At 47.4% G+C, this 24,696-nt stretch carries 28 protein-coding genes; 22 read left to right on the top strand and 6 right to left on the bottom strand.

The annotated features are described in order from the left end of the window. Positions 1 to 41: 41 nt before the first annotated feature. The 6 genes from HF638_RS18320 to HF638_RS18345 all read left to right on the top strand — a co-directional run bounded on the left by HF638_RS18320 (position 42) and on the right by HF638_RS18345 (position 5,437). Entirely contained in the window at positions 42 to 914 is an 873-nt protein-coding gene (locus tag HF638_RS18320; protein WP_211175684.1) for a CheR family methyltransferase, read from the top strand. Positions 915 to 930: 16 nt separating this feature from the next. Then, positions 931 to 2,607 (top strand): response regulator, encoded by a 1,677-nt coding sequence (locus HF638_RS18325; protein WP_169481483.1) that lies wholly within the window; start codon positions 931 to 933, stop codon positions 2,605 to 2,607. Positions 2,608 to 2,693: 86 nt separating this feature from the next. Beyond that, positions 2,694 to 3,032, top strand: coding sequence for an STAS domain-containing protein (locus tag HF638_RS18330; protein WP_017692272.1), 339 nt, complete (start codon positions 2,694 to 2,696; stop codon positions 3,030 to 3,032). Between the two features lie 18 nt (positions 3,033 to 3,050). Continuing rightward, a complete protein-coding gene (gene rsbW / locus HF638_RS18335) occupies positions 3,051 to 3,503 on the top strand; it encodes an anti-sigma B factor RsbW (RefSeq protein ID WP_062836469.1) in 453 nt (150 codons plus the stop codon). After that, positions 3,500 to 4,273 carry a sigma-70 family RNA polymerase sigma factor gene (locus tag HF638_RS18340; protein WP_169481484.1) on the top strand — a complete coding sequence of 258 codons (774 nt, stop codon included), beginning with the start codon at positions 3,500 to 3,502 and terminating at the stop codon, positions 4,271 to 4,273. The genes rsbW and HF638_RS18340 overlap by 4 nt, the downstream gene beginning before the upstream one ends. A gap of 138 nt (positions 4,274 to 4,411) precedes the next feature. After that, positions 4,412 to 5,437, top strand: a complete 1,026-nt coding sequence (locus tag HF638_RS18345; protein ID WP_348982118.1) for a magnesium transporter CorA family protein — start codon at positions 4,412 to 4,414, stop codon at positions 5,435 to 5,437. Positions 5,438 to 5,456: 19 nt separating this feature from the next. Here HF638_RS18345 and HF638_RS18350 read toward each other — a convergent pair whose 3' ends face one another. The 4 genes from HF638_RS18350 to HF638_RS18365 all read right to left on the bottom strand — a co-directional run bounded on the left by HF638_RS18350 (position 5,457) and on the right by HF638_RS18365 (position 7,470). Beyond that, on the bottom strand, positions 5,457 to 5,822 hold the full coding sequence (locus HF638_RS18350; RefSeq protein ID WP_017692276.1) for a DUF5665 domain-containing protein: 366 nt from the start codon (positions 5,820 to 5,822) through the stop codon (positions 5,457 to 5,459). 82 nt (positions 5,823 to 5,904) lie between these two features. Then, positions 5,905 to 6,312, bottom strand: coding sequence for a YtxH domain-containing protein (locus HF638_RS18355; protein ID WP_169481485.1), 408 nt, complete (start codon positions 6,310 to 6,312; stop codon positions 5,905 to 5,907). Between the two features lie 64 nt (positions 6,313 to 6,376). Continuing rightward, positions 6,377 to 6,634, bottom strand: a complete 258-nt coding sequence (locus HF638_RS18360) for a GlsB/YeaQ/YmgE family stress response membrane protein (protein ID WP_017692278.1) — start codon at positions 6,632 to 6,634, stop codon at positions 6,377 to 6,379. 134 nt (positions 6,635 to 6,768) lie between these two features. Then, entirely contained in the window at positions 6,769 to 7,470 is a 702-nt protein-coding gene (locus tag HF638_RS18365) for a phosphatase PAP2 family protein (protein WP_169481486.1), read from the bottom strand. A 178-nt stretch (positions 7,471 to 7,648) separates the two neighbouring features. Between HF638_RS18365 and HF638_RS18370 the strand changes: the two genes are divergently transcribed. Both HF638_RS18370 and HF638_RS18375 read left to right on the top strand, forming a co-directional pair. After that, entirely contained in the window at positions 7,649 to 8,668 is a 1,020-nt protein-coding gene (locus tag HF638_RS18370; RefSeq protein ID WP_169481487.1) for an asparaginase, read from the top strand. A gap of 139 nt (positions 8,669 to 8,807) precedes the next feature. Further along, the gene (locus HF638_RS18375) at positions 8,808 to 9,533 is read left to right on the top strand and encodes a pirin family protein (RefSeq protein ID WP_169481488.1); all 726 of its coding nucleotides are present in this window, start codon (positions 8,808 to 8,810) and stop codon (positions 9,531 to 9,533) included. Between the two features lie 94 nt (positions 9,534 to 9,627). Here the strand turns inward: HF638_RS18375 and HF638_RS18380 are convergent, their stop codons facing one another. Further along, on the bottom strand, positions 9,628 to 9,852 hold the full coding sequence (locus tag HF638_RS18380) for a DUF1128 domain-containing protein (RefSeq protein WP_017692283.1): 225 nt from the start codon (positions 9,850 to 9,852) through the stop codon (positions 9,628 to 9,630). 158 nt (positions 9,853 to 10,010) lie between these two features. Between HF638_RS18380 and yyaC the strand changes: the two genes are divergently transcribed. The 5 genes from yyaC (at position 10,011) to HF638_RS28635 (ending at position 16,488) form a co-directional block, all read left to right on the top strand. After that, positions 10,011 to 10,568, top strand: coding sequence for a spore protease YyaC (gene yyaC / locus HF638_RS18385; protein ID WP_248278196.1), 558 nt, complete (start codon positions 10,011 to 10,013; stop codon positions 10,566 to 10,568). A gap of 61 nt (positions 10,569 to 10,629) precedes the next feature. Continuing rightward, complete coding sequence (locus HF638_RS18390; protein ID WP_169481489.1) at positions 10,630 to 11,421, top strand: alpha/beta fold hydrolase; 792 nt, start codon at positions 10,630 to 10,632, stop codon at positions 11,419 to 11,421. A 272-nt stretch (positions 11,422 to 11,693) separates the two neighbouring features. After that, on the top strand, positions 11,694 to 12,398 hold the full coding sequence (locus HF638_RS18395) for a DUF6483 family protein (protein WP_169481490.1): 705 nt from the start codon (positions 11,694 to 11,696) through the stop codon (positions 12,396 to 12,398). Positions 12,399 to 12,494: 96 nt separating this feature from the next. Further along, the gene (locus HF638_RS18400) at positions 12,495 to 13,742 is read left to right on the top strand and encodes a class I SAM-dependent methyltransferase (protein ID WP_169481491.1); all 1,248 of its coding nucleotides are present in this window, start codon (positions 12,495 to 12,497) and stop codon (positions 13,740 to 13,742) included. Positions 13,743 to 14,922: 1,180 nt separating this feature from the next. Then, positions 14,923 to 16,488: an O-antigen ligase family protein gene (locus HF638_RS28635; RefSeq protein WP_248278201.1), complete on the top strand. Its 1,566-nt coding sequence runs from the start codon at positions 14,923 to 14,925 to the stop codon at positions 16,486 to 16,488. A gap of 452 nt (positions 16,489 to 16,940) precedes the next feature. Here the strand turns inward: HF638_RS28635 and HF638_RS18410 are convergent, their stop codons facing one another. Further along, on the bottom strand, positions 16,941 to 17,288 hold the full coding sequence (locus HF638_RS18410) for a dehydrogenase (RefSeq protein WP_169481493.1): 348 nt from the start codon (positions 17,286 to 17,288) through the stop codon (positions 16,941 to 16,943). 160 nt (positions 17,289 to 17,448) lie between these two features. Between HF638_RS18410 and uptA the strand changes: the two genes are divergently transcribed. The 9 genes from uptA to HF638_RS18455 all read left to right on the top strand — a co-directional run bounded on the left by uptA (position 17,449) and on the right by HF638_RS18455 (position 24,696). Then, positions 17,449 to 18,063: an undecaprenyl phosphate transporter UptA gene (gene uptA, locus HF638_RS18415; protein WP_145152307.1), complete on the top strand. Its 615-nt coding sequence runs from the start codon at positions 17,449 to 17,451 to the stop codon at positions 18,061 to 18,063. Between the two features lie 2 nt (positions 18,064 to 18,065). Beyond that, a complete protein-coding gene (locus HF638_RS18420; protein ID WP_169481494.1) occupies positions 18,066 to 18,635 on the top strand; it encodes a thioredoxin family protein in 570 nt (189 codons plus the stop codon). Positions 18,636 to 18,641: 6 nt separating this feature from the next. After that, on the top strand, positions 18,642 to 19,274 hold the full coding sequence (locus tag HF638_RS18425) for an MBL fold metallo-hydrolase (protein WP_036607016.1): 633 nt from the start codon (positions 18,642 to 18,644) through the stop codon (positions 19,272 to 19,274). Between the two features lie 340 nt (positions 19,275 to 19,614). Continuing rightward, positions 19,615 to 19,857, top strand: a complete 243-nt coding sequence (locus HF638_RS18430; RefSeq protein WP_169481495.1) for a hypothetical protein — start codon at positions 19,615 to 19,617, stop codon at positions 19,855 to 19,857. Positions 19,858 to 20,308: 451 nt separating this feature from the next. Then, positions 20,309 to 20,692, top strand: coding sequence for a hypothetical protein (locus HF638_RS18435; protein ID WP_024631336.1), 384 nt, complete (start codon positions 20,309 to 20,311; stop codon positions 20,690 to 20,692). 205 nt (positions 20,693 to 20,897) lie between these two features. Further along, positions 20,898 to 21,185: an Asp-tRNA(Asn)/Glu-tRNA(Gln) amidotransferase subunit GatC gene (gene gatC / locus HF638_RS18440; RefSeq protein WP_076333553.1), complete on the top strand. Its 288-nt coding sequence runs from the start codon at positions 20,898 to 20,900 to the stop codon at positions 21,183 to 21,185. A 27-nt stretch (positions 21,186 to 21,212) separates the two neighbouring features. Continuing rightward, positions 21,213 to 22,670 (top strand): Asp-tRNA(Asn)/Glu-tRNA(Gln) amidotransferase subunit GatA, encoded by a 1,458-nt coding sequence (gatA, locus tag HF638_RS18445; RefSeq protein ID WP_036667997.1) that lies wholly within the window; start codon positions 21,213 to 21,215, stop codon positions 22,668 to 22,670. 26 nt (positions 22,671 to 22,696) lie between these two features. Then, the gene (gene gatB, locus HF638_RS18450) at positions 22,697 to 24,136 is read left to right on the top strand and encodes an Asp-tRNA(Asn)/Glu-tRNA(Gln) amidotransferase subunit GatB (RefSeq protein ID WP_036667996.1); all 1,440 of its coding nucleotides are present in this window, start codon (positions 22,697 to 22,699) and stop codon (positions 24,134 to 24,136) included. Positions 24,137 to 24,267: 131 nt separating this feature from the next. Then, positions 24,268 to 24,696: a GNAT family N-acetyltransferase gene (locus tag HF638_RS18455; RefSeq protein WP_169481513.1), complete on the top strand. Its 429-nt coding sequence runs from the start codon at positions 24,268 to 24,270 to the stop codon at positions 24,694 to 24,696.

Raw genomic sequence — 24,696 nt, forward strand, 5'->3', positions numbered from 1 at the left:
GACGAATACGCAAGTAACAAATGAAGAAGTGGAGAGAATTTATGACACCGTGGGAACCTACCGAGACGGGGACAGATTTGGTCCGTATGCCGCAAGATGAAGAGCGCGAGCTGATCGAGATTGAGTTGCTGTTGGAAGGCATGCACCGTTTATATGGATATGATTTTAGAAACTATGCACTGCCATCCCTGAAACGAAGAATCTGGCATCATGCACATGCCGAAGGTGTTAAGAGCATATCCGGCTTGCAGGAGCGTGTGCTTCATGACCGTTCCGCGTTTGAACGTTTTGTACAGAATTTGTCCATCCCTGTGACGGAAATGTTTCGAGATCCCTCGCTTTTCCGAATGTTTCGGGAACAGATTATTCCTATTCTGAGAACCTATCCGTATATCCGAATATGGCATGCGGGTTGCTCTACGGGAGAGGAAGTCTATTCCATGGCCATCATGTTGCATGAGGAAGGGCTGTATGACAAGGCAAGAATCTACGCAACGGATATGAATGATCGCTCATTGCAGCAGGCCAAAGAAGGCGTCTACGGTATTGAGAAAATGAAACTGTTTACTACAAATTATTTGGAGGCAGGGGGTACCAGAGCCTTCTCCGAGTACTATACAGCGAAATATAATTCGGTGATATTTCATCCTTTTCTAAGGAAAAACATCATATTCGCCGAGCACAATCTGGCAACAGACCGGTCATTTAATGAGTTTAATGTTATCTTTTGCCGCAATGTCATGATTTATTTCAATGATGAACTGCGGAACCATGTGCATGGGCTGTTTCACGAGAGCTTGAGCCACTTTGGTATTCTGGTTCTGGGGTCTAAAGAATCGATACATTTTACAGAGTTCAGTGATACCTATGAGCCATTAGACCGGACCGAAAAAATATACCGGAAGATCAAATAGGGGGTTAGGGTTAGCCATGGGGCTCAATGAACCAATCCATATATTATTGGTAGATGACCGCCCTGAGAACTTGCTTGCTCTTGAAGCGGTTCTGGAATCGGAACAATATAAACTCGTTAAGGCAACTTCCGGAGAAGAGGCACTCCGCTGTCTGCTAAAAGACGAATTTGCGGTTATCGTACTTGATGTACAGATGCCTGGGATGGACGGAATTGAGACAGCAAAGTTAATTAAGGCACGGGACAAGTCCAAGGATGTGCCGATCATATTCATCTCTGCGAATAGCAGAGAGGCTGAGCATTTGTTTGCGGGATATTCAGCCGGGGCCATTGATTACATGGTTAAGCCATTTATTCCTCAGATTTTGAAATCGAAGATCGAGGGCTTTGTGGAGATGTTTATCACCAATAAACGATTGAAGACACAGACCATGCTGCTTCACCAGAAGACACAGGAACTGGAGAAGATGAACCAACAACTCATTCAAGCCAAGGAAGAAGCGGAAATTGCAGCCAATGCGAAGACTGAATTTCTGGCGATGATGAGCCATGAGATTCGCACACCGATGAACGGAGTTATCGGCATGGTGGATCTGCTGATGGAGACGGAATTGAAGGACGATCAGAAGGAGTACGCAGACATCGTTCGTCGCAGTGCGGATGCACTCGTCACGGTCATTAACGACATTCTTGACTTCACCAAGATGGAATCCGGCAAAATGGAACTTGAAGAGCATCCTTTTGAACTTGTCTCCTGTATTCGGGAAGTGCTGGGATTGTTTGCTGCCGAAGCAGGCAAAAAGAATCTGGAACTGGATTATTTCCTGGAAGATTCGGTCCCTGAATTGATTTACGGAGATATGGCAAGGCTACGCCAAGTTCTCTTGAATCTCATTGCTAATGCGATCAAATTCACTGACCAGGGTGGGGTATATCTGATCGTGTCAGTGAATGAGGAGAAGGATGGACAAATGGCGTTGGAGTTTGCTGTTAAGGACACTGGAATAGGCATTGCATCAGACAAAGTTGACCGCCTGTTCCAGCCGTTTTCTCAGCTTGATACATCCATGACACGCAAGTATGGCGGAACAGGCCTGGGCCTGGCGATCTGCAAGACGCTGGTCGAAATGATGGGTGGACAGATCTATCTCGACACCACAGAGCAACGGGGAGCAACATTTGTATTTACGATTCAGGCGAAACGTTATGTAGAAACAGAACTGGTCCAGAGGAACGGGGAAGAGAAGCTGACGGATGTGAAGAACGAGAATAAATATCCCACCGTATTAATTGTGGATGATCATCCCATTAACCAAAAGCTGATGGCGATTATGCTCAGTAAGCTTGGGTTGCTCTCGGACATCGCTGAAGATGGACAGAGCGCACTGGACATGGTCCTGAGCAGCCGTTATCCCTATGACTATGTGTTCATGGATCTGCAGATGCCTGTTATGGACGGTCTGGAGTGCACACGGCGGATACGAGAGAGCCTGTCCCCGTCTACTCAGCCGATCATTATAGCGATGACGGCTAATGTTATGGAAGGTATTCAGCAACGTTGTATTGCCGCAGGCATGGATGATTATATTAGTAAACCAGTGAAAATGGGCAATGTAAAACAAAAAATAGCCCAGTTTCAAAAACAACGACAAATGTTAAACTCAGGCCCATCTGCCATGAATCATGCCAATTGAAACATTTGCCAAACTTCTTTTTGTTTCACTCGTGCTGAAGTTGGGTTATTAGGTAAGGAAACCATTGATCAGGAGAGAGATGTCTAATGAATACAAATAAGAATGAAAAATTCAATGCAAGAACTGAAACACAGGATGGCGTGTGCACGGTGTATTTGACTGGCGAACTGGATTTGTCGGTTGCTCCTGACTTCCGTTTGGTAATGGAGCCGCTCGTGGATAACAAGGAACAAGATCTTTTGATTAACATGAAAGAATTGAAGTATATCGATAGTACAGGGATTGGTATCCTGTTATCTGTTTTGAAGGCAAGACATGGAATGGAAGCTCGTTTTGAAGTACAGGAAGTTCCTGCGCAAATTCAGAAACTTTTTGACATGACGGGCATCGCCAAATTCTTTGTCACACAGAAGAATTCCCAATAGGAAAGGATCGAAAAAGGAATGAATGCAGAAGTTCAAAGAGTCACCCTTAATCTACCGGCGACAGCTGATTACGTTGATATTGTAAGACTCAATCTTTATGGAGTAGCATCCAAAATGGGATTCTCTTATGAAGACATTGAGGATATGAAAGTTGCTGTATCCGAGGCCTGTAACAACTCTGTACTGTATGCCTACTCACACGAAGGCGGCATGGTAGAAGTCGTATTTGAAGTGGATGGCGAAACACTGTCCATTACTGTCAAAGACGAAGGTGCCAGCTTCGAGAATATGAACCCTGCTGTGTCACGTGCCGGTCTTCACGACAAAGAACTGACAGAAGCACAGATTGGTGGGCTTGGGTTCTACCTGATGCAAGCCTTGATGGACGATGTCAGCGTGGAAAGTGAGACGGGCAAAGGTACGAAGGTAGTACTCGTAAAACGTCTTGCAAGAAGTGAGGAGAAAGTATGAATGAAAAAGTGACTCCCCCAGAGTCCATGTCTGAAGCTATAGGTTTGATCTGGGAATACCAGCAGACCCAAGATAATGAAATTGCAACAGTTCTCATCCGTAAATATGAACCGATGGTAAAGATGGCAGCAGGTAAAATTGCTCGGAATCGCCCCGATCTATACGAAGACTTGTATCAGACCGGGCAGATGGCATTGATTCGTTTGCTCAAGCAATACGATATCAACCTGGGTATTCCGTTTGAACCATATGCCATGAAGAGCATGATCGGTCATATGAAGAACTATTTGCGAGACAAATCCTGGTATATTCAGGTGCCCCGGAGGATTAAGGAAAAGGGTGCACTTGTGCAACATGCCATTGATGAGTTAACCGTGAAGCTGGAGCGCTCACCTGGTGTGAACGAGATTGCTGAATACCTTGATTTGACCGCGGAAGAGACGATTGAAGTTCTGGCTGGTCGGGAATGTTATCACTATGTGTCACTGGATTCTCCGTTATCTCAGGATGACAGTGCAGCGACATTGGGTGAGCTGATCAGTGCAGATGTGAATGACTTCGATTCAGTCGAAAAACGGATGGACTTGCAACAGGCATTGGGACAATTGAAGGAACAAGAACAGAAGGTACTTATTCTAGCATTCCAAGATGGCCAATCTCAGCGGGCAATTGCCCAGAAGCTTGGTGTTTCACAGATGAGTGTATCGCGCATTCAGAAGCGAGCTACAGAGAAGCTGAAACAGATTATGTCGAATGCTTCAATGTTATGATAAAAGAATCCCTGATGTTGTTGAGTACGGCATAAAAAAGGACACGTAATTGCACTGAAATGCATACGTGTCCTTTTTGGGATCGAAAAGATGGGTATGCAATGAACGAACATAAGTGCAGGAGTGGATATGGTGATTGTGGATCAAATAAAGCTGGTAGCTCGCCGCGACAAGTTATCTTGCACGGACCATTGGCAATGGTGGGATTGGGTCGCACCTGACCCGGATAGCATGAACGATGCTTTGGAGGAGCTGACAGCGGCATTTCCGGATATGCAGTATTGGCTTCATAAAATTCCTGAAGTCGAATCGAATTATTTGTCCGTCCGTTTCGTGAATGGTACAGAGCCCGTCATATTTGGCTCCTTGTTGTATGCGATCAAGAATGAGAGAGACGACAAACGCCAAGATAATCAGATGTTTTTCTATGTCGATCGCAATAACCTGGTTACCTTGAATATGGATGACAATACACGATGTATTATGAAGACGGATGAACGTGCTCATATGTTACAGCAATGTAGTGAGGCCAGGGACGGGATGTTTGTACTTTTTCGAGCTATACTGCATTACTACCATGTGGGGATGGATCATTTTGAGATGAACCTGCGTGATCTGGAACGTAAGATGGAATCCCGTAATGCTCGCACCTTGATGGACCAGATTCTCGCTGCCCGATTTGAACTGTTGTACTGGAGCAATCTGTTTATACCCTACTCGGAACTGATGGCTGCTGCCCATGAGGCTTACCTCGATGAAATAAATGAAAATCGATACTTCAAGCAGCTTCAACATCGAGTAGAGCGGATGGAACGTTTGTTTAGTCACTACGAGAAAGAGATCGATACGTTAATCTCGATTGATAATGCGATCTCCGGTGTACGTGGTAATGAAATCATGAAGACACTGACCATCGTTACCGCTGTGTTCATACCCGCCACGGCAGCTGGTGCGATATGGGGGATGAACTTTGAAAACCTACCTTTTATCGACAAATCCTGGGGAGTTATACTGGTCCTTGTCGTCATTATCTTAAGCATGATCAGCATGTATGTATGGCTGATGATGAAAGGATGGACAGGGGATCTATTGAAAGTGAAGTCCTCTCAGTCTTCTGCCGAAGAAGGACAGAGCAGAGGAGCGACCGAAAAGCGTAAGAATTGACCTGCTCTGCTAATTCATTTTAGTTTTTGTAATCTTCAATATAACCAAGCAAGTCAGCGATATATTGTCCCACAATCGGCATATTGACGAATTGACTGAGAATGAACGCCAGCAAACCCAGAACCACAAAGGTACCTACGGTTAGACCAAGTCCACGTGCCATTCCCGCTGTAAAGTTCGTAATAATCCGCTTTTTGGGACTGCTATAATTCTCAATAATATCCTTGATCTGTGCTCTCTCCAGACTATCCGCAATCTGATCCAGACGTGTGTTCAATCGCTTTACCTCATGCCGCAATTCAAAAGGATGCTCGCTTGTATCATACTGCTGCGCCGGTGTTCCTCCCGTAATTGGAGTATTGCCGTTGATTGTAACTTTACTCATGTTTCTTCCCCCTCAACTCGCATTGGATAAAAAATAGCCAGCTGGAGTGCAGCTGGCTATTGGTCACTCGATCTGTATAGCCTTACAGGCTAGTCGAGTTAAGTTCTTTACGTGCATCTTCCTTCGCTTCCACGGAAGCGGCAGCTACTTCCTCAGATGCACGGGAAGCTTCGTTAGCCACATCAGCGGACGCTTTTCTCACAGAGTCCATGACATCATTGCGGCCTTGATTTACCGTTTTCGCAATATCAGAAGTTTTGGAAGAGACCGTTTTAGCCAGTTCAGAGGCTTTATCACCTACAACGGTTGCCACTTCTTTGGTGCGGTCAGTAACGATGCCCACTTTCTCGGAAAGGTCACCACGCAATTCACGTCCTGGTTTAGGGGCAAAGAGTAGTGCTGCAGCTGCTCCCAGCAAACCCCCGATGAAAATTCCTTTGGCGAAAGTCGAACCAGTCTGTACAGGATATTGCTCTTCTGCTTTATTCATGTCTAATCACTCCTTCTTCAAATTAAGAAACAAATACGAAACAACGAACACCTTGTTGCCCGAATCAGGCAGCCTGTCTTAGCAGTCTGGACACAAGCCCCAGCAAGAAAACAAAGAGCGCTGTACCAATGATGGCAGGAATAATGGCAAAGTTACCGATAACCGGTCCCCAGTTACCAAGCAAAAGTGCTCCCAGCCAGGCTCCGGCAAATCCGGCAATCATTGCACCGATGATGCCTCCAGGCATGTTGTGACCGGCAAGTGCATCTCCGATCAAACCGATGATGACTGCCATCACAATGCTGATAATGATGCCCCACATAACAACCGCCTCCTTTAAACTTGATGTAGGATGTTGTCTGTTCGCGTTTGCTTACTTCGTATATAAACGCCGTGCAACCCTGTGAAACAATAAAAATGAGGATGAATGAACTGGAAATTAGAGGGATTCATTCTTTAATGGGCTAGTTTAATGCCTTTAATCATGCAGAAGATCCATGCCAAACCAGCGGCAAATCCCGTAAATACATCCGTAGGATAATGAACACCCAGCATGATGCGGCTGATGCCGATCAAGAAAATAAAACTGATGCCGCATAGAACAGGTATCCATACACCGGAAGTGGTATGCCGTTGTCGTTCAATAGCCCAGATTACAAATAGCATGCCGTAGAAGCCCATAGAGATCATTGCGTGTCCGCTAGGGAAGCTGTACCCGTGAACGACCAGCAGATGATCCAGTTCAGGCCTGCTTCGTCTGAAAAATTCCTTCAATAACGTGTTCAGAATCCACATCATGGCAAAACTCCCCAAGATCGCATATCCATATATAACAAACCTTGGGCTGCGTTGCATGAACAAAAGAAGAGCAAAACCTCCAGCAGCAACAGCAGAGATCTTGAATGAGCCCAGTGCAGTTATGAATGCAGTGTAAGAGAATAGATGAAGACGTGAATCCGAATTCAGATAAAATAATTGCTGAACTTGATCATCCAAACGAATAATAACATCAGCACCCAACCAGGCTCCCAGACCAGCCAGGATAAATACGACCGAAGCGCTGATAGCCATTCCAGCCAAACCCCAGTTGAGGAGTGGACGTAACGACGTGTCGGGAGTTGAACTGAATGAGGCTGGTGAATACGTTTTGTGCGTCATAGTGAGTTTCTCCTTCAGTAGTTGTAGTAGATGAACATAGATTGATAAAGCTATACCCGAAATACCTGTCGAAAAAACTGTAAAAACGTCGCTTTTGTACTATACTATTTAAGATATCCCATGCGGCGTCGTGACGCAAAGCAGAGATGAATTCGGGAGCACAAAGGAGAGAACTCGCATGGAGAGTGCCTTGTTAATTAAAGAATACCGTGCAGGCGTTATGGAATGCGCCCACTACGGACACATAAGTATTACGGATGAGCATGGTCGAATCGTATACTCGGCTGGTGATCCTCATTTTAGAGCGTTCACTCGCTCATCTGCCAAACCTTTTCAAGCTATTCCAGGAATTCGGGCAGGAATTGCGATTCACTATGGCCTCTCAGCACAGGAGATTGCGATCATGTCTTCTTCGCATCGTTCGGAACCGGAACATATCCGGGTGCTGGAGCAGCTATCTGGTAAAATCGGATTAGGAGAAGAATGCCTGATCTGTGCGCCGAGTTATCCGCTTAATGAAGAAAGCCGCAATGAATGGTTACGTGCACAAGGGGAGAAACGTCGCATTTTGCACAACTGCTCCGGCAAACATCTGGGAATCCTGGGATACAGTCAGATGAAGCAGGTCGATCTGGGCAGTTACGCTGAACCGGATCATCCGGTGCAACGTGAAATTCTCGAAACGTTTGCCGACCTGGCAGGCATTCAGGAAAAAGAGATTGAACTTGGGACGGATGGCTGCGGCTTTCCGGTATTTTCTTTGCCGTTGTCAGCATTGTCGAACGCCTATCTGAAGCTCGCTTGTCCGGATCTTATCGCTGATCCTTCCACAAGAACAGCTGTAGAGACGATTACATCGGCCATGAATGAACATCCGTTAATGGTAGGTGGCACGGAGCGTGTAGATTCAGTGCTGCTGGAAGACGATAACATTGTAGCGAAGGGTGGATTCAAGGGGGTCTTCGGATTTGGTCTGAAAAAAGAACGATTGGGAATCACCTTCAAGGTGCTTGATGGTTCTGAGGAAGAGTGGGCTTTCATTGCCCAATCCATTCTGAAACAAATTGGTTATTCCAATGAAAGAACCATTGCACGATTGGCTGAAGTCTTCCCTTCGGACATCCGAAATGACGCAGGTACCTTTGTGGGTCATGCAGATAGTGAGTTCCTTCTGCACTCACTTGAAGATAGCGTATAACCTTAAGAAGGGGCGTGATTAGAGTTGCCGGACCCCGGGTAAAGATGACATACCAACTGGTATTCATCTATACAATTCATATACACGCATGGACTGCCGCGGTAATGTGGCAGCTCTAAATTCTTGGAGGTGGATGAACATGATTAAAGTGGTGACATCGGAAGAAAGGCACACGTCGGATCGAGGTTGGATACACAGTGAATTCAGCTTTTCCTTTGCGGATTATGATGATCCGAGCAACGCCCATTTTGGCTGTTTGCTGGCTCATAATGACAACACGCTGATGCCGCAAGAAGGCTTTAAGAAACATCCACATCATGATCTTGAACTTGTTAGTTATGTCATCTCAGGCACACTCAAGCATACGGATAGTATGGGAACAGAACAATTGCTTGAACCGGGAACGGTCCAGGTTATGAGTGCGGGAACGGGAGTGGAACATTCCGAGACCAATCCGTCAGCGGATGAATCGGTACGTTTTCTCCAGATGTGGTTTTTGCCATCGGAGCGTATGCTGAAACCTTCCTATACGAATCGGAGGGTAGAGCCGCAGGAGCATTTGAATCGTCTATGTCCGATTGTATCAGGACAAGGAGGCGAGGGAACCGAGGGCGCATTGCCTATTTCCCAGGATGTAACCTGTTACCTGTCCCATTTGGAATCCGGGAAGAAGTTGATGTACCCGCAACACGAAGATCGGCGTACACATCTTTTCCTGATCAGTGGACATGTGGAGATTCATTGTTCGGACGGCAACTTCAACCTCAAGCCGGGGGATGCTGCGCGAATTCGTAAAAGCTGTGATCTGCAAATGACGAGCACAGGCAGTGAACCTGCCGAATTTGTTCTAGTTGACCTGCCTTAATAATCATGTGTATCTAGTAAGGATAGTCGTTAAATATAAAATGCGAAAAAGGACCTGTTCCCACGTTGTTGTGGAAGACAGGTCCTTTTTTGGCTTAGGATTTACGAAGGTTACCCAGTTCCGAAGCGACAGCTTCCACTTCAGAGATACTGAGATGTTCCTTGCTCAAAATCATTTCATACAGATCAAACAGATCTTCATATTTCTCAAGTGGGAATGACGAAGCTTGCATCGCGGCACCGCTTGCCATCCGAAGTTTGGTTTTGATCGCTTCAATCATATATTCCATATTGGCTGCTGTTGCTTGTGTTAAATCCATCGTTAACTTCATCCCTTCCGTATCGGAAACTCTTGTTATTGTATCATGATTGGAAGCGCTCAGGCCAATGCTTTTGCGGGGAAACGATGCATCGGTTACAATGATGGATACAACAACAGGGGTCAATGGAGACCTGAGTGCACTGGAGGGAATACAGCTTGGCAGCGTATAAGCGAGAAATGGTTCGCCATCAAGGAAGGGAAGTCCGTAAAGGTTTGCCTGGAGAGGATCTGGTCTTATTTTTCAAAAACATCGTTCAACTTCATTCTCCAGATGAAATCACGTTTGTCTGCATCGGTACCGATCGTTCCACCGGGGATGCTCTGGGTCCACTGACAGGAAGTTTACTGCAAGAGAGTGGAGTGGGTAACGTGATTGGCACGCTGTCTTCCCCTTGTGATGCAGATACGCTGGAGAAGAAATTGGCACTTATTCCGGCACACCATGCCATCATAGCGATTGATGCATGTCTGGGTCCAAAGAATGCTGTAGGTACATACTATCTTTCGAATAACCCACTCATTCCTGCTCAATCAGTTGGGGGCCAGTTGCCCCCTGTCGGACAATACAGTGTAGCAGCTGTGGTTAATGCCAATGGACCAAGACCCTATTCCATATTGCAAATGACCTCGCTTCACTTGGTTATGGGGATGTCACGAACGATTGCAGACGCCGCGATTGAAGCATGGAAATGGAGACAAACGTTTCATTTATGATACGCAGGCTTAATAATATACAACCTGAATTATTTAATTCGCGCAGAGAGAGGGATTCATAATGGAAAAAGTGATGTGTGATGGAACGACGATTTGTTATGCCGAGCAAGGTAAGGGAGAAGCACTCATTTTACTCCACGGATACTGTGGTAGTTCATCCTATTGGGATGAGGTCGTACCCGAGCTGGCACGCAGCTATCGCTGTATCGTACCTGACCTGCGTGGACATGGAAAAACAGATGCACCTGTAGGAAGTTATACGATCGAACAGATGGGCAACGATGTGTTACAGCTGATGGATGAGCTGAACGTGGAAAAGGCGGTCCTTCTGGGACACTCCATGGGGGGATATATTGCGCTTTCGATCGCACAACACCACCCGGAGCGTTTGAATGCATTTGGTCTGATTCATTCCACAGCCTATCCGGACAGTGAAGAAGCCAAGGAGAAACGCCTTCGCGCTGTATCCACCATTCAAACCGAAGGTATCGTGAATTTTGTAGATGGACTGGTTCCCGGCTTGTTTGCACCGGAACATGTAGAATCGTTATCCAAGCAAGTAACACGTGTAAAAGAGATTGGTTACCAGACAGCCCCTCAAGGTGCTGTTGGCGCTGCACTTGCTATGCGAGAACGCCCGGATCGCCGTGATGTGTTGTCAGCCACACCATTACCTGTATTGCTGGTTGCGGGAGAGAAGGACGCTGTTATCCCGCCAGAACGCACATTTACAAGTGACAAGCCACATATTGTGCAAGCCGTGATTGCGGGTGCGGGTCATATGAGCATGTATGAAGCTCCTGAAGAATTAATTCAGGTCATTAAACAATTTATGGATGGATTATCAAAGTAATTGATGAAGTGATTTATGTTGATATCATATAAAATATAGTTTGGTTTCTGGATGACTCTACCCTCTTATGGGGGAGGAGTAACCAGTTCCATTCCAACCGAACCCCTGCAATGTCCCTTTTGGATAGGCAGGGGTTTAGTGTGTTCATGGCCAGAGATTAGACGCGCGCGTCTTGTTTTGGCTTTTTGTCATGGCATGAATTAAAATAACTATAAAGGGACGATATCAGGGCGAATGGATGTACAGGGTCGAATGATGAGGGGGCATACAGCATGTTCAGAAAAGATTATCTGCTCCGCATGATGGAGGAAATGACAGAAGCAATTGGCAAAGTGTTCACGCTCAAACAGCAGCGTAAGCACACCGAGGCATTGTCCGAACTGGATGAGCTGATGCGCAGGCAGTTTGGATTGAACCTATCTCTACTGAACTCATTGCCAGCGGAGGATGTTATTGAAATGTTCCGTTTTCGCGGAATGATTGAAGTGGACAATCTACAGCAAGCCGCCAGGCTAATTGAAGAAGAGGCATATATTTATCAAGAAAAGGCCAGAGTGGAAGGCATCGACGATCAGGAGAGAATGGACGCAGAGGATGAGGCCCTCATTCGATTGATGAGATCACTTCATTTTTACCTGTATGCATTGAATCATGGCGCTAATCCCAAGTTATTGGACGCACCGGAACGGGTGGAGGGTGTGCTGGGGCTTACGAAAGAATATGAACTTCCTGCTCGAACCGAAAGACAGCTTGCCCTGTATCGTGAACAACAAGGGCGTTACGACCAGGCAGAGAATAGTTGGTACAGGCTGCTACAGCTTGATGGTGAATTCCCGGTGAGCTACCGAGATGATGTACAGGCGTTCTATGAAAGGTTGAGCCAACTCACGGACGAACAACTGGAGCAGGGCGGTCTGCCACGGAACGAAGTTGAAGAGGGACTAGCTGAACTAAATCGTCAAGAGATGAACTCATAAAATATGGATTGGATGAAGGCTTGTTACCTGCCTTTACTTGGAGAGGGAACGGAATTGTGGTATGGTAACGGTTGACCAAACCAAACCGAAAGTGAGATGTACCCCGTGGATTCATTGCGAAAGCTTATACAAGACATCTTTGAACAGAATTCGCTGATTACAGCGACCTGGAGCCAGCTGCGCAGACGGGACAATGTCTCGTATACCAAAGTGCAAGTCAAGCCGGTGACACTGAAGAATCAGCTGCATTATCAATTTGCATTTCATTATAACAACAAAGTGCTGCACGAGAATTTGACTCCGGCTGAAGCGGCTGAGCGCATGACTTTGCTGTGCGAAGAGACGTTTCGTCAAGGCCTGCTCTGTACGACCGAGGCAGACTATCAAATTTTGATCAGCAAAAAATATAAAGTATCCATTCTGACCAAATCTGCTTCCAAGACTGCGGTGGATCTGTCGCATAATCGCAAGAAGCAATATGTATTGGAAGAAGGCGTACCTGTATCGTTCCTCGTTGAACTTGGTATCATGAACGAAGAAGGTCGTGTGCTCGCCCGTAAGTATGATAAGTTCAGACAGATTAACCGTTTCCTCGAAATGGTGCAGGATGTTATTCCGCATCTGCCTGAGGGACGTCCACTGACCATCGTTGATTTTGGTTGTGGCAAGTCTTATCTTACCTTTGCGTTATATCATTATCTGTCTGTACAACAACGCCGTTCACTCAAGATTATTGGGTTGGACTTAAAGGCAGATGTAATTGAACACTGTAATGATCTGGCTAATCGATTGCATTATGGCGATCTGAAGTTTCTGGTTGGAGACATCGCGGACTACGATGAATTGAACGAAGTGGATATGGTTGTCACGCTGCATGCCTGTGATACAGCTACCGATGCTGCTTTGGAGAAGGCGGTTCGTTGGGGGGCTTCTGTTATTTTGTCTGTTCCTTGCTGTCAGCATGAACTGTTTGACCAAGTAGAAGCTTCCGTGATGAATCCATTGTTGTCCCATGGCATCCTCAAGGAACGTTTTTCCGCACTGGCTACGGATGGGATTCGTGCCAAGTTGCTTGATCTGATGGGATACAAGACACAATTACTTGAATTCATCGATATGGAGAATACGCCTAAAAACATATTGATTCGTGCTGTTCGCGGTCAGGCTGGCGAAGTGACGGAGATGTGGAATGAATATACGGCTTTCCGTGATTTCATTCATGCCGATCCCTATTTGGAACGGGCTTGTGCAGATTTGCTTCCTGGCGATGGCAAGCAGGCCAGCGGGAAATCAAAATCGAGCAAAGAAACCGTTCAGGATTCCGCAAATTGCGACCTTTGCTAAGTGTGCCAATAGCAATACAGGGACATACTGCAATTAGGGTCCTTGAATGTAAAATGATATTCAATGCACATACTTCGTAGCAATCAACATTATAACTGTCAGATGTATATCAGGCAGAAGGACCCGTTATCGGGATCTTCTGTCTTTTTGTTATGCATGTGGAGCGGTGGAAGGAGGGTGGAAGCGGATGATGAAGAGGACAATAATGGATAAGGAAGTTGTAAGGCATAGACGAGGGGATGTGGCGAACGAGAAAATGGTGGATCGGGCGTTTGACAGGTCCTATCATGCAGATGGTACAGAATATGTAGATAACAGAGACTTGTATAATGGGGAAAGTGGGGGAAGTAGAGACAGTACATATCATAGGAAAGATACATACAACAAAGATGATACATATCGTTTAAATGGAGCTATCCAAACTGAGAGGTCAGGTCGTTTTTCTCGGATTTTGAGGTGTGAACGTAACTTAGGTTCGGGGTGGACTGTTGGGTTGGGCATAGTCGTAATTGTCTTGCTACTCGCAGGGTGTCTGAGTCGTGGACTGTACTATTCAGCCGATCTGTACCCTGTCATTCTGATCGCAGCAGGAAGCACCTTGATCATGGTTGTGCTATTTCTTGCAGTTTTTCATCCAGAGAAAGAGAAAGGGCAAACGAGAAAACAAGTACCCCTGTCAACGGTACATTGGCTAGGGAACAATGAACGAATGGTTGGGCGAATGATTCGAATCCCAGGAATATTGCGGGTGTTGTGGCCGCTGGGGATGATGACATGTTTTGGGGTACATGCGTGGGCAGGCTCGGTGAGTAAACAGGGCAGCATGGATGAGATGCTGCGGTGGAGCCTGCTTGCGATGTTTACTCTGCTCACCGCAATACTGGCTGCGCGCACGAATGGTGCGCGTTGGTTAGCCTGCGGTTGGCAGATGGCAGGCGGCTTGCTTGTGCTAAGCGGCATCTTCGCCGTGTGCGGGATATTGCCGCTGCCCTTCGGGGTGATGCGGACTGCTGACCCCGAGATCAGCTCCGCCGGAGCAAGGCTCGGCGGATTATTGCAGTACCCTAATGCGTACGGTGCCGTTGTCGGCATGTACGCAGTGGAGCGGCTGATAGCCGCCGCGCGAGTTATAGCCCGGCCAGTGTCGGCCGGGCGACTCATCGCGGCAATGCTGCCGCTTATGCCCGCGCAAGCCGCGCTCCTGCTGAGCGAGTCGCGCGGCGCTTGGCTGGCGACCGGCTGTGCCGCGGTCACCGCCTTCGCTTTGCAGCGGCGCGGTGCCCGCCTGCCGCTGCTTCTGGCCACGGCCGCGCCACTAGCGTGCGCGGCCTGGCTGTACCGCCAGCTGGCTGCTGCACAGCTGGCGCCTGCACCCGTGCCCGGCCTGCTGGCACTGGCCGGGGCATGGGCAGCTGCGCTGCTCGGCACGCTGCTGCTGTGCCGCCTGTGGCACAGCGACGCCGTCAAGGCCCGCGCCGCTGCCCTGACGGCCACCGTGCTGGCGGGAGCCGCCGCCGCACTCATGGCCGTTGCCTCCACCGCCGATCGCCTCGCAGCTGGTGTCGGCACGGGGGTGTCCCGCCTACAGATGTGGCGGGACGCCCTACAGTTGTGGACCGAGGCTGCATGGCTTGGCCACGGGGGGGATACATGGCGCAACATGTTCCGCGCCATTCAATCCTCGCCTTATGTCGGAGGCGAGGTTCACAACGGCTTGCTCGATCTCGCCCTGGACACGGGCATGATCGGCATCCTGCTTGTCGCAGGGTGGTTTCTCATCACCCTGCGAAGCATCTTTCATTTTGCACCGCAGCTCACGCCCTCCATGCTTATTTTTGGCCTGCATGGGGCAATGGACTTTGACTGGAGCTTCACACTATTCTGGATGCTCTTCATCTGGCTCGGGGCATGGGCAGACGCATTGAAGACGGAAGCAGAGGGAGTCAAACGATCCGGGGGAATTGCTCAATACACCTCCTCCAGATCCAAATCCAGATCCAAAGCTCGTTTCTTCCCATACGTACCAGCGCAATCCCGTCCATCATCTTTCCCGATGCGTTCCTTCTTTCATATTCTTCAGCGAGTAACTGTTCGGGTAATCAGGGTATCGACAGTGATGATCATTCTTTTCTGGCTTGGTGGAACAGTGTGGCTGACCTCCCGATACGTTGTAGCAGAAGTGCAATACCGCCAGGCGATGTCTGAACCGGAAGGCACTTCAACACAGAAGGTACATCTTATGGCTGCCTTTCAATCGAACCCGAATCGACCGGATATACTGATTTCCCTTGCGCGAACCCTCCCGGGACGAGAAGCAGAATCAATCCTTCTGAACGGCCTGTCCTATTCCCCAGTGCACCCTCAGATTTACATCGAACTGGGACGATTGGTGGCCCAATTCGGCGAGGGACAGCAGGCTGGAAAATATTTTGCACAAGCGATCGCATTGAATCGGTATGATAGCATCGGCCAATCTGCGGCTTTGTATTGGATGGAGCAGGCAGCGCGGCGGGAATGGGAGGCAGGATTCACAGATCGAGCTCAACAGACTGCCGCCGCTGGTGTACAGATGTATGAACGTTATCGGCTGCTGGCTGAGGAGGTGGAAGCAGGCAACGTTCGCAATGATCGTCGTTTTGTACTGGAAGAACATGCTCTAGATTATGGAGAGAACCTACGCAGGCTTGCTTCCGCTTATGTTTCTTCTCTTCTGTTTACTCCAGAGTTGACCAAGCGGAGCCCTTGAATCACTGCTGGATCTTGACGCTTACCCAGGCGATATAATAATGGGTGTCAGCGTCTAAAAAGTCTGGGAGTCCAAGCAGGCTGCTTCAGGCGGATGGGTATACGATTTTTTGAGGAACACAGGACGTCTTATATCGCCTCTAGCTCCTCCTTTTAAATTGTAAGGTCCATCAGACACGTTATTTCCCGAAACTCCCTAACAAAGACCCTATAAAAAACCAAAAATTCCGATATAACGTGTCTCAGATTCCTTAGATTTCTAAGAGTGTTTCAAATCCTTGAATAAGAAGCCTCAGATTCGTTACCACTCGTGGGCTTGAGAATGAGTATGAGAATCTACATGCTGTTTATGCTCATACTCCCCGTGGTGGTCGGCTCCAGGCTCTGCTCCAACCGCAAGCCAGAGGACAACCCCGAATTCCACCCAGAGCCAAGCTTTTCGTTGTGGCATATTTACAGACGATACCCGCCAAATGCATGCTGAAACGCATCTTTTAATGGCTCAACATCCACTTCCCATAGCGCAGCGATCTCTGCACTGACATCCGTGTTCCACCACTCACATAATTTTTTGCGGTTGTCGCGATTCTCTCCGATCCAGAGCAGATTCGTAATCACCTTACCGTAATAACATTCTTCCGCCTGCTTCATCCGTTCGGGGGAGACATACACTTTCAGCCGTTTGGCTGTTCGATACAGTTCCTTGCTGCATGCTCTGCGAATCCCCCTGGCGGAAGGAAGGTTTTGACCAGATTGCGTATGTTTGACCGGTGGAGAACCGGGTATTGACTTGTGTGACATCTTTTCACTCTCCTCTCCCCATACCATATGCGAACCGCTGCGAACGGGACACTATCCCAGCCTTGTGAAGTAGCAACGTCCACAGCCCTGTGATAAAATAGGGACGAACATCCATGGTGCGGAGGGGCACCGCCAATCAGGATGGAGAAAGAGGGTTGAGATGGACTTTATTCATAACCTTGTCGGCCAATTGTTCGATTGGATTCAAAGTCTTGGTTACTTTGGAATCATGCTTGGATTAATGATGGAAGTCATCCCGAGCGAAATTGTGCTGGCGTATGGAGGTTTTCTCGTTTCACAAGGTAATATCAACTTCTTCGGTGCTATGATTTTCGGAACAATCGGCGGTGTGATTGCCCAATTATTTATTTACTGGATTGGCCGTTATGGCGGCAGACCTGTGCTTGAACGCTATGGTAAATACATACTCATCCAGAAAAAACACATCGACCATTCCGAAGAGTGGTTCCGTAAGTATGGTACAGGTGTCATTTTCACGGCGCGTTTTGTTCCAGTGGTAAGACATGCAATCTCCATCCCGGCTGGCATCACGAAAATGCACGCAGGCAAATTCATCTTGCTTACTACACTAGCTGTTATACCTTGGACTGCATTGTTTATATATTTAGGGATGATTCTTGGAGATCAATGGAAGCATATTGATGAGAAAGCGGCACCCTATGTTATGCCTATTTTGCTGGTCGCTCTCGCCCTTATGATCGTTTATGTACTTATTAAATGGATGAATGCTCGTAAAAAGAAAGGAAGTGTCTAGTCATGGGTAAACCCAACTTGTCTCACAAATTCGGTAAAGGTCTGCCACCGAAAGATTTTATCGAAAGTATGACCAAGAACCAAAGTGAATTCCAGGCCAACTATGATAGCTTTACTTGGTCGAACGAAGAGGATCGTGAGTTCTTTGAGAGCCTGAACCATCGCGATGATCTGCGTGTGTTAATTCTGGCTGCTGACTGGTGCGGGGATGTTGTCCGTAATATTCCGGTTGTGTTCCAGGCACTTGAAATCTCAGGAATTCCAACAGAAGTTCTGATTATGGAGAACCATCCGGAAGTGATGGATGAATTCCTGACGATGGGTGGCCGTTCCGTGCCAGTCGTTATTTTCGCAGATACAGGTGGCCATGTGTTGGGTCAGTGGGGACCTCGTCCACAGCATGTGCAGGAAGTTATGGTTGAATTCAAACGCCTTAACCCGGATCGTGAAGCAGCCGATTATCAAGAAAATTTGGCTGTAGCGCGTCAAGAGATAGGTAAACGTTATGGGGAAGGAACGGAGTCACATGCAACCATTATCCGTGAGTTGCGTGAACTGATTTCGGGTTACTAAGCCGATATGCTTAACATTCGCACGTTTACACTAGGCCCGCTTCAGACCAATGCGTATCTTCTACAAGGAGATGACCCGGGTAAAGCTGTCATTATTGATCCGGGCATGAATCCAGGGCCGCTACTTAAGGCGATTCAAGACTTGGAGATCGAAGCCATTCTCCTGACTCATGCTCACTTTGATCATATGGGTGGGGTAGATGAGATCCGTAAATTGAAGGGATGTCCCGTTTATCTTCATGATTTGGAGAGTGACTGGCTGACAACCCCGAAATTAAATGGATCTTTGAATTGGCCGCAGGCGACACCACCGCTTTCGACAGATCCTGCTGAATATGCCATGGACGAAGGGCAGAAGCTGAATCTGATTGGACATACGTTTAAAGTGTTCCATACACCTGGACATTCACCAGGCAGTGTAAGTTTGCTTTGTGATAACGATCTGTTTGCCGGTGATGTGCTGTTCCGCATGGGTGTGGGCAGAACGGACCTGACAGGAGGGCGTGAACGGGATCTGATTGATTCAATCCAGAACAAGCTTTACACCTTTGCTGATGAAGTGAAAGTATATCCAGGTCATGGTCCCAAAACGACCATTGGTTATGAGAAACAGAACAATCCTTACGTGTCCGCAAGATAATCCGACATGATATGTGAAGAAAGTCTGGACAAGTGACAACTTTTTCATTAGAATAGCAATTAGTTGTTACAAGCGTTAAGGCATCATCTAACTGAAGCATTACCAAGAAACACCCAACCTCGCGAAGCACGCAGACTGTGGTCTATACCCGGTTTGCGTTCTTTTTTTGTTTTCAGCCCCTTTTTCATCACAGAATCAGCCTGTTTTACCCTACATAGAGATGCAAGATGTGCTTCATCACAAGACAGTTTGAGACCAATAGCAAGTTAGCAGCAAGTACAGATTGATTTAGAAAAAAGAATTTAAGAAATAGTAGATCATGAGAGCGGGGAATATCAAAGTGGAGAAAACAAGAGTTATTCCGTTGAATCAGCGTGTCGAGTATCCGATTGAAGAAAACCGTCGCATATTGGAAAGTGGGAAAAGAGAAACGGGTACTGAGCGAGCTTTAATACATAACCCTGGCGTGACCAATGAAGTGATGAAGTCACAGCAGAATATGTGGACAAGCCGTGTTTTAAGAAACGGAGCCCGCAACCAACCGTGGTTCGACAAGCTGCAAGATTACCGGAATCAAGTCTGATTGCCCGAGAAATTGTCGGGTTTAATTTTTTTTTTTTGATTCCATTGAACGTTTCTGCAGAGCCTGTCGTATTAACTCCAGATTAAACGGGAAGCAGATGATGATCATGATAAAGGCAGCTGAACTCGAAGAGGTACGCAGAGCAGTATCGGGAGACGATGGTTCAGGGCATATGGATCTTTCAGGACGCAGGTAAACGTGGACGTTTTCCTTGGTTATGGGGATTATGGGGAATCACAGGATTTCCCACGCCGCTCATTATATACTGTTTTGTCGTGATTCGATCACAGCGCAAACCAGGTGCACGAAAGCAGAAATAGCATCATTTTAAATATGGAAAAAAAGATTTTGCACAAATATGTTGTTTAATTCTAGTATTCCTAGACATCGTTATTCTTTTCTAGTAGACTATACAAATAAATATTAAGATAGACTACCAGGAGGTTAGACGATGCTGCGATTAGGAGAGAAGGTTGTCATCGTCGCGGATGCGTTTGAGCAGAATCTTCCTGTGGGGGAATATGGTTTCATCATCGCTTATGACCGGAATCCGGACAATGCGTTCGATTACGTGCTTCGAGTGCCGCAGGTGAACCGGAACTTTTTTGTTCCATCCGGCGACGTCGATCTGGAAGAGGTTCTGCTGAAGCAGGAAGCTGAGCGGGTCGAGCGAGAAGCGTTGATAGATTACGCCCTTGCGACACACAATGAGAAGCTGTTTCATCATCTGATGAACGGAGATTTTCAAGCTGTGGAAGAGGAAGAGGAAACCGCGAACGATGTTATGTCACAGGCGGATTTTATAAAGCAGGTTAATCTGCGTGCATGGATTTAGAATTTTAAGAGTCGGCTGATGCCGGCTCTTTTTTATTTTATAAGATCGTTTTTAGCTTCCCAGAAGTCAGTCGGGTCATTTGCATTGAATTGTCGAACTATCTCACCTATAATGAAAAAAGTTATCTTGAGACTTTAGCCCGTTAAACGAGCGATTCGTTTCAGGTCGTTTCGGGAATCAGAACGAATGAAGGAGGCATCCGCTAATGAGTATTTCGAATAATGACGTTCAGCATGTGGCCAAGCTGGCCCGGCTCAACTTGACTGCTGAAGAAGAACAGACCCTGACAGGTCAGCTGAACGCGATTTTAAAATATGCAGAAAAGCTGAATGAGCTGGATACAGAAGACATCGAGCCCACCACTCACGTTCTGCACGTAAGCAATGTCATGCGTGATGATGAGACCAAAGAAAGCCTGTCGATTGAACAGGTGATGCGCAATGCACCGGAAGAAGAAGACGGGCAGTTTAAAGTGCCTGCTGTAATGGAATAACGGATATCCGGAAGGAGGACAAAAACTGTGAGTTTATTTGAACAATCGTTGCCTGAGTTACATAACAAGCTGCATGCCAAAGAGCTGTCGGTCAGCGATCTGGTGGATCAGGCGTATCAGAACATTGGTGCGCATGACGATAAAGTTAAGGCGTATTTGGCACTGGATGAAGAACAAGCACGCGCTCGTGCACGTCAACTGGATGATCGTCTGGTGAGCGGCGAGGAGAAAGGTTTGCTTTTCGGCCTGCCTGTAGGTATTAAGGATAACATCGTTACAAACGGACTGCGCACAACGTGTGGTAGCCAGTTTCTTCGTAATTTCGACCCGGTGTATGATGCGACAGTTGTCGAGAAATTGAAAGCTGCCGACACCGTAACTATTGGTAAACTCAACATGGACGAATTCGCCATGGGCGGCTCCAATGAGAATTCAAGTTTCTCCCCTGTGCGTAATCCATGGGCACTTGATCGTGTTCCAGGAGGTTCCAGCGGTGGTTCGGCAGCAGCTGTAGCTGCGGGAGAAGCATACTTCACGCTTGGATCAGATACAGGTGGCTCCATCAGACAGCCTGCTTCGTATTGCGGTGTTGTTGGATTGAAGCCGACGTACGGACTTGTTTCCCGCTTTGGATTGGTTGCATTTGCATCATCCCTGGATCAGATTGGTCCTTTGACGAAAAATGTTGAAGATTCTGCTTATGTATTGCAAGCTATTGCTGGTTATGACGCCAAAGATTCGACATCTGCAAAAGTAGAGATTCCGGATTATTTGAGCGGACTGACAGGTGATGTCAAAGGGCTTCGCATTGCCGTTCCGAAGGAATACATCGGTGAAGGCGTCGATCCACAAGTGAAAGAGACAGTTCTGTCTGCATTGAAAGTTCTCGAAGGACTCGGGGCAACATGGGAAGAAGTATCCCTTCCGCATACCGAATATGCAGTGGCTACGTATTACCTGCTTGCATCTTCAGAGGCTTCTTCCAACTTGGCTAGATTTGATGGCGTGCGTTATGGCGTGCGTGCTGACAATCCGGATAACTTGCTGGATCTGTATCATCAGTCTCGCAGCCAAGGCTTTGGTCCCGAAGTGAAACGACGTATCATGCTCGGAACGTATGCACTCAGCTCGGGTTACTATGATGCCTATTATCTGAAAGCACAGAAAGTGCGTACATTGATCAAACAGGATTTCGACAATGTATTTGCCAAATATGATGTGATTATCGGACCAACTGCGCCAACTACAGCGTTCAAACTGGGTTCACAGGTGGATGATCCACTTACGATGTATCTGAACGATATTTTGACGATTCCCGTTAACCTGGCTGGTGTACCTGCTGTTAGCATTCCATGTGGATTCTCGGATGGATTGCCTGTTGGCCTGCAGATTATCGGTAAAGCCTTTGATGAAACAACCGTATTGCGTGTAGCGCATGCGTTTGAACAAAATACAGAATTCCATAAGCAGCGTCCGCAGCTGTAGACTGCCCGGAACGGAGGAATATAGAAATGTCCGCATCTAAATATGAAACGGTCGTTGGACTTGAAGTCCACGTGGAGTTGCATACGAACTCCAAAATTTTCTGTGGCTGCTCCACAGCTTTTGGAGCTCCGCCGAACACGCATACCTGCCCAGTCTGTCTCGGACATCCAGGCGTACTGCCTGTACTGAATCGTCAGGCGGTAGACTACGCAATGAAGGCAGCGATGGCCCTGAATTGTACGATCGCTGATGTCAGCAAGTTTGACCGTAAAAACTACTTTTACCCCGATTCACCAAAGGCCTACCAGATCTCGCAATTCGATCAACCGATTGGTGAGAACGGCTGGATTGATATCGAAGTGAATGGTGAAACGAAACGAATCGGCATCACGCGTCTTCACTTGGAGGAAGATGCAGGGAAGCTCACGCATATCGATGGCGGATACGCTTCTTTGGTGGACTTTAACCGTGTCGGTACGCCACTCGTTGAGATTGTATCCGAACCTGAGATTTCTTCTCCGGAAGAGGCGCGTGCGTATCTTGAAAAAATGCGTGCGATCATGCAGTACTGTGATGTGTCGGATGTGAAGATGGAAGAAGGATCACTGCGTTGTGACGCCAACATCAGTTTGCGTCCACATGGGCAGGAGAAGCTGGGAACAAGAGCCGAGCTGAAGAACATGAACTCCTTCCGTGGTGTCCAGCGTGGTCTGGAATATGAACAATATCGTCAGGCTGAAATTCTGGATGATGGCGGTGAAGTGGTTCAGGAGACGCGTCGCTGGGACGAAGCTCAAGGGAAAACACTGTCGATGCGTGGCAAGGAACAAGCGCATGACTATCGTTATTTCCCGGACCCGGATCTGGTGAATTTGCATATTGACGAAGCCTGGAAAGAGCGGATCAGAGCTACCATACCTGAGCTTCCAGACGAGCGCAAGGCACGTTACACGGCTGATTATGGATTGCCTAGCTATGATGCAGAGGTTATTACCTCCTCCAAAGCTGTGGCAGATCTTTTTGAAGATAGTCTGAAATACACTCAGGATGCGAAGTCCGTATCCAACTGGATCATGGGCGACTTGCTGGGGTACCTGAATACGAGCAACCTTGAAGTGACTCAAGTTCCACTGACAGGTCAAGGCTTGGGTGAGATGATTGGCTTGCTTGAGAAGGGCACAATCAACAGCAAAATCGCCAAAACGGTATTCAAGGAAATGCTGGAGAGCGGCAAGCTTCCACAGCAGATCGTTGAAGAGAAGGGTCTTGTGCAGATTAGTGATGAAGGTGCCATTCTTGCCATTGTTGAGCAGGTTGTGGCGAATAATCCTCAATCGGTGGAAGACTATAAAGCCGGTAAACAGAAAGCTATTGGCTTCCTCGTTGGTCAGGTTATGAAAGAAAGCAAAGGCAAGGCGAATCCCGCCCTGGCCAACCAACTGCTTGCAGATGTACTGAACCGCTAATCCTTCCGGTTAGGCCGGACAGAAAGAGGCTCGTCCCTGTGACAGCCTCTTTTTGTTATTATGGACACAAATGTATTTCGGACGGGGGAACGGATTTGAACATTCAACCATTGTCACTGAGTGATCTGGAGATGTTGGGGCAGTTATGGAGACTACAACATGTTGCCTATCGATTAGAAGCCGAGATCATCGGATTTCAGGAAATTCCTCCTTTGATGGATACGATGGAGACACTTCGGGATTGTGGAGAGAGCTTTTATGGTTGTATCCATGATGACGGGGAGCTTATCGGGGCTGTCGCTGTAGCAGAGGAAGAGGAGAACACACTGACCATTACACGAATGATGGTGCACCCGGATCACTTTCGCAAGGGAATTGCTGCATCTTTGATGACGTATGTGTTGGAACAGCATGCGGATCTTCCACGCTATATCGTCTCCACAGGAACGCTGAATCAACCCGCTGTGAATCTGTATACCCAATTCGGTTTTAAGCCCGTGGAAGTCACACAGATTGCACCTGGAGTGGAATTAACGACTTTTCACAAGAATAAACTTTAA

The sequence above is a fragment of the Paenibacillus sp. SZ31 genome (genome assembly GCF_012912005.1).
Lineage (GTDB): Bacteria > Bacillota > Bacilli > Paenibacillales > Paenibacillaceae > Paenibacillus.

What these genes read in the sequence shown, in the direction of transcription:
- HF638_RS18320 (WP_211175684.1), top strand. Translation starts at nt 42, where the DNA reads ATGACACCGTGGGAACCTACCGAGACGGGGACAGATTTGGTCCGTATG.
- HF638_RS18380 (WP_017692283.1), bottom strand. Translation starts at nt 9,852, where the DNA reads ATGGATTTAACACAAGCAACAGCAGCCAATATGGAATATATGATTGAA.
- HF638_RS18410 (WP_169481493.1), bottom strand. Translation starts at nt 17,288, where the DNA reads ATGTCACACAAGTCAATACCCGGTTCTCCACCGGTCAAACATACGCAA.
- HF638_RS18360 (WP_017692278.1), bottom strand. Translation starts at nt 6,634, where the DNA reads ATGTGGGGCATCATTATCAGCATTGTGATGGCAGTCATCATCGGTTTG.
- HF638_RS18340 (WP_169481484.1), top strand. Translation starts at nt 3,500, where the DNA reads ATGAATGAAAAAGTGACTCCCCCAGAGTCCATGTCTGAAGCTATAGGT.
- HF638_RS18325 (WP_169481483.1), top strand. Translation starts at nt 931, where the DNA reads ATGGGGCTCAATGAACCAATCCATATATTATTGGTAGATGACCGCCCT.
- rsbW (WP_062836469.1), top strand. Translation starts at nt 3,051, where the DNA reads ATGAATGCAGAAGTTCAAAGAGTCACCCTTAATCTACCGGCGACAGCT.
- gatB (WP_036667996.1), top strand. Translation starts at nt 22,697, where the DNA reads ATGTCCGCATCTAAATATGAAACGGTCGTTGGACTTGAAGTCCACGTG.
- uptA (WP_145152307.1), top strand. Translation starts at nt 17,449, where the DNA reads ATGGACTTTATTCATAACCTTGTCGGCCAATTGTTCGATTGGATTCAA.
- HF638_RS18375 (WP_169481488.1), top strand. Translation starts at nt 8,808, where the DNA reads ATGATTAAAGTGGTGACATCGGAAGAAAGGCACACGTCGGATCGAGGT.
- HF638_RS18395 (WP_169481490.1), top strand. Translation starts at nt 11,694, where the DNA reads ATGTTCAGAAAAGATTATCTGCTCCGCATGATGGAGGAAATGACAGAA.
- HF638_RS18420 (WP_169481494.1), top strand. Translation starts at nt 18,066, where the DNA reads ATGGGTAAACCCAACTTGTCTCACAAATTCGGTAAAGGTCTGCCACCG.
- HF638_RS18365 (WP_169481486.1), bottom strand. Translation starts at nt 7,470, where the DNA reads ATGACGCACAAAACGTATTCACCAGCCTCATTCAGTTCAACTCCCGAC.
- gatC (WP_076333553.1), top strand. Translation starts at nt 20,898, where the DNA reads ATGAGTATTTCGAATAATGACGTTCAGCATGTGGCCAAGCTGGCCCGG.
- HF638_RS18330 (WP_017692272.1), top strand. Translation starts at nt 2,694, where the DNA reads ATGAATACAAATAAGAATGAAAAATTCAATGCAAGAACTGAAACACAG.
- HF638_RS18370 (WP_169481487.1), top strand. Translation starts at nt 7,649, where the DNA reads ATGGAGAGTGCCTTGTTAATTAAAGAATACCGTGCAGGCGTTATGGAA.
- HF638_RS18390 (WP_169481489.1), top strand. Translation starts at nt 10,630, where the DNA reads ATGGAAAAAGTGATGTGTGATGGAACGACGATTTGTTATGCCGAGCAA.
- HF638_RS18350 (WP_017692276.1), bottom strand. Translation starts at nt 5,822, where the DNA reads ATGAGTAAAGTTACAATCAACGGCAATACTCCAATTACGGGAGGAACA.
- HF638_RS18425 (WP_036607016.1), top strand. Translation starts at nt 18,642, where the DNA reads ATGCTTAACATTCGCACGTTTACACTAGGCCCGCTTCAGACCAATGCG.
- HF638_RS18455 (WP_169481513.1), top strand. Translation starts at nt 24,268, where the DNA reads ATGTTGGGGCAGTTATGGAGACTACAACATGTTGCCTATCGATTAGAA.
- HF638_RS28635 (WP_248278201.1), top strand. Translation starts at nt 14,923, where the DNA reads ATGCCCGCGCAAGCCGCGCTCCTGCTGAGCGAGTCGCGCGGCGCTTGG.
- HF638_RS18400 (WP_169481491.1), top strand. Translation starts at nt 12,495, where the DNA reads ATGTACCCCGTGGATTCATTGCGAAAGCTTATACAAGACATCTTTGAA.
- HF638_RS18435 (WP_024631336.1), top strand. Translation starts at nt 20,309, where the DNA reads ATGCTGCGATTAGGAGAGAAGGTTGTCATCGTCGCGGATGCGTTTGAG.
- HF638_RS18355 (WP_169481485.1), bottom strand. Translation starts at nt 6,312, where the DNA reads ATGAATAAAGCAGAAGAGCAATATCCTGTACAGACTGGTTCGACTTTC.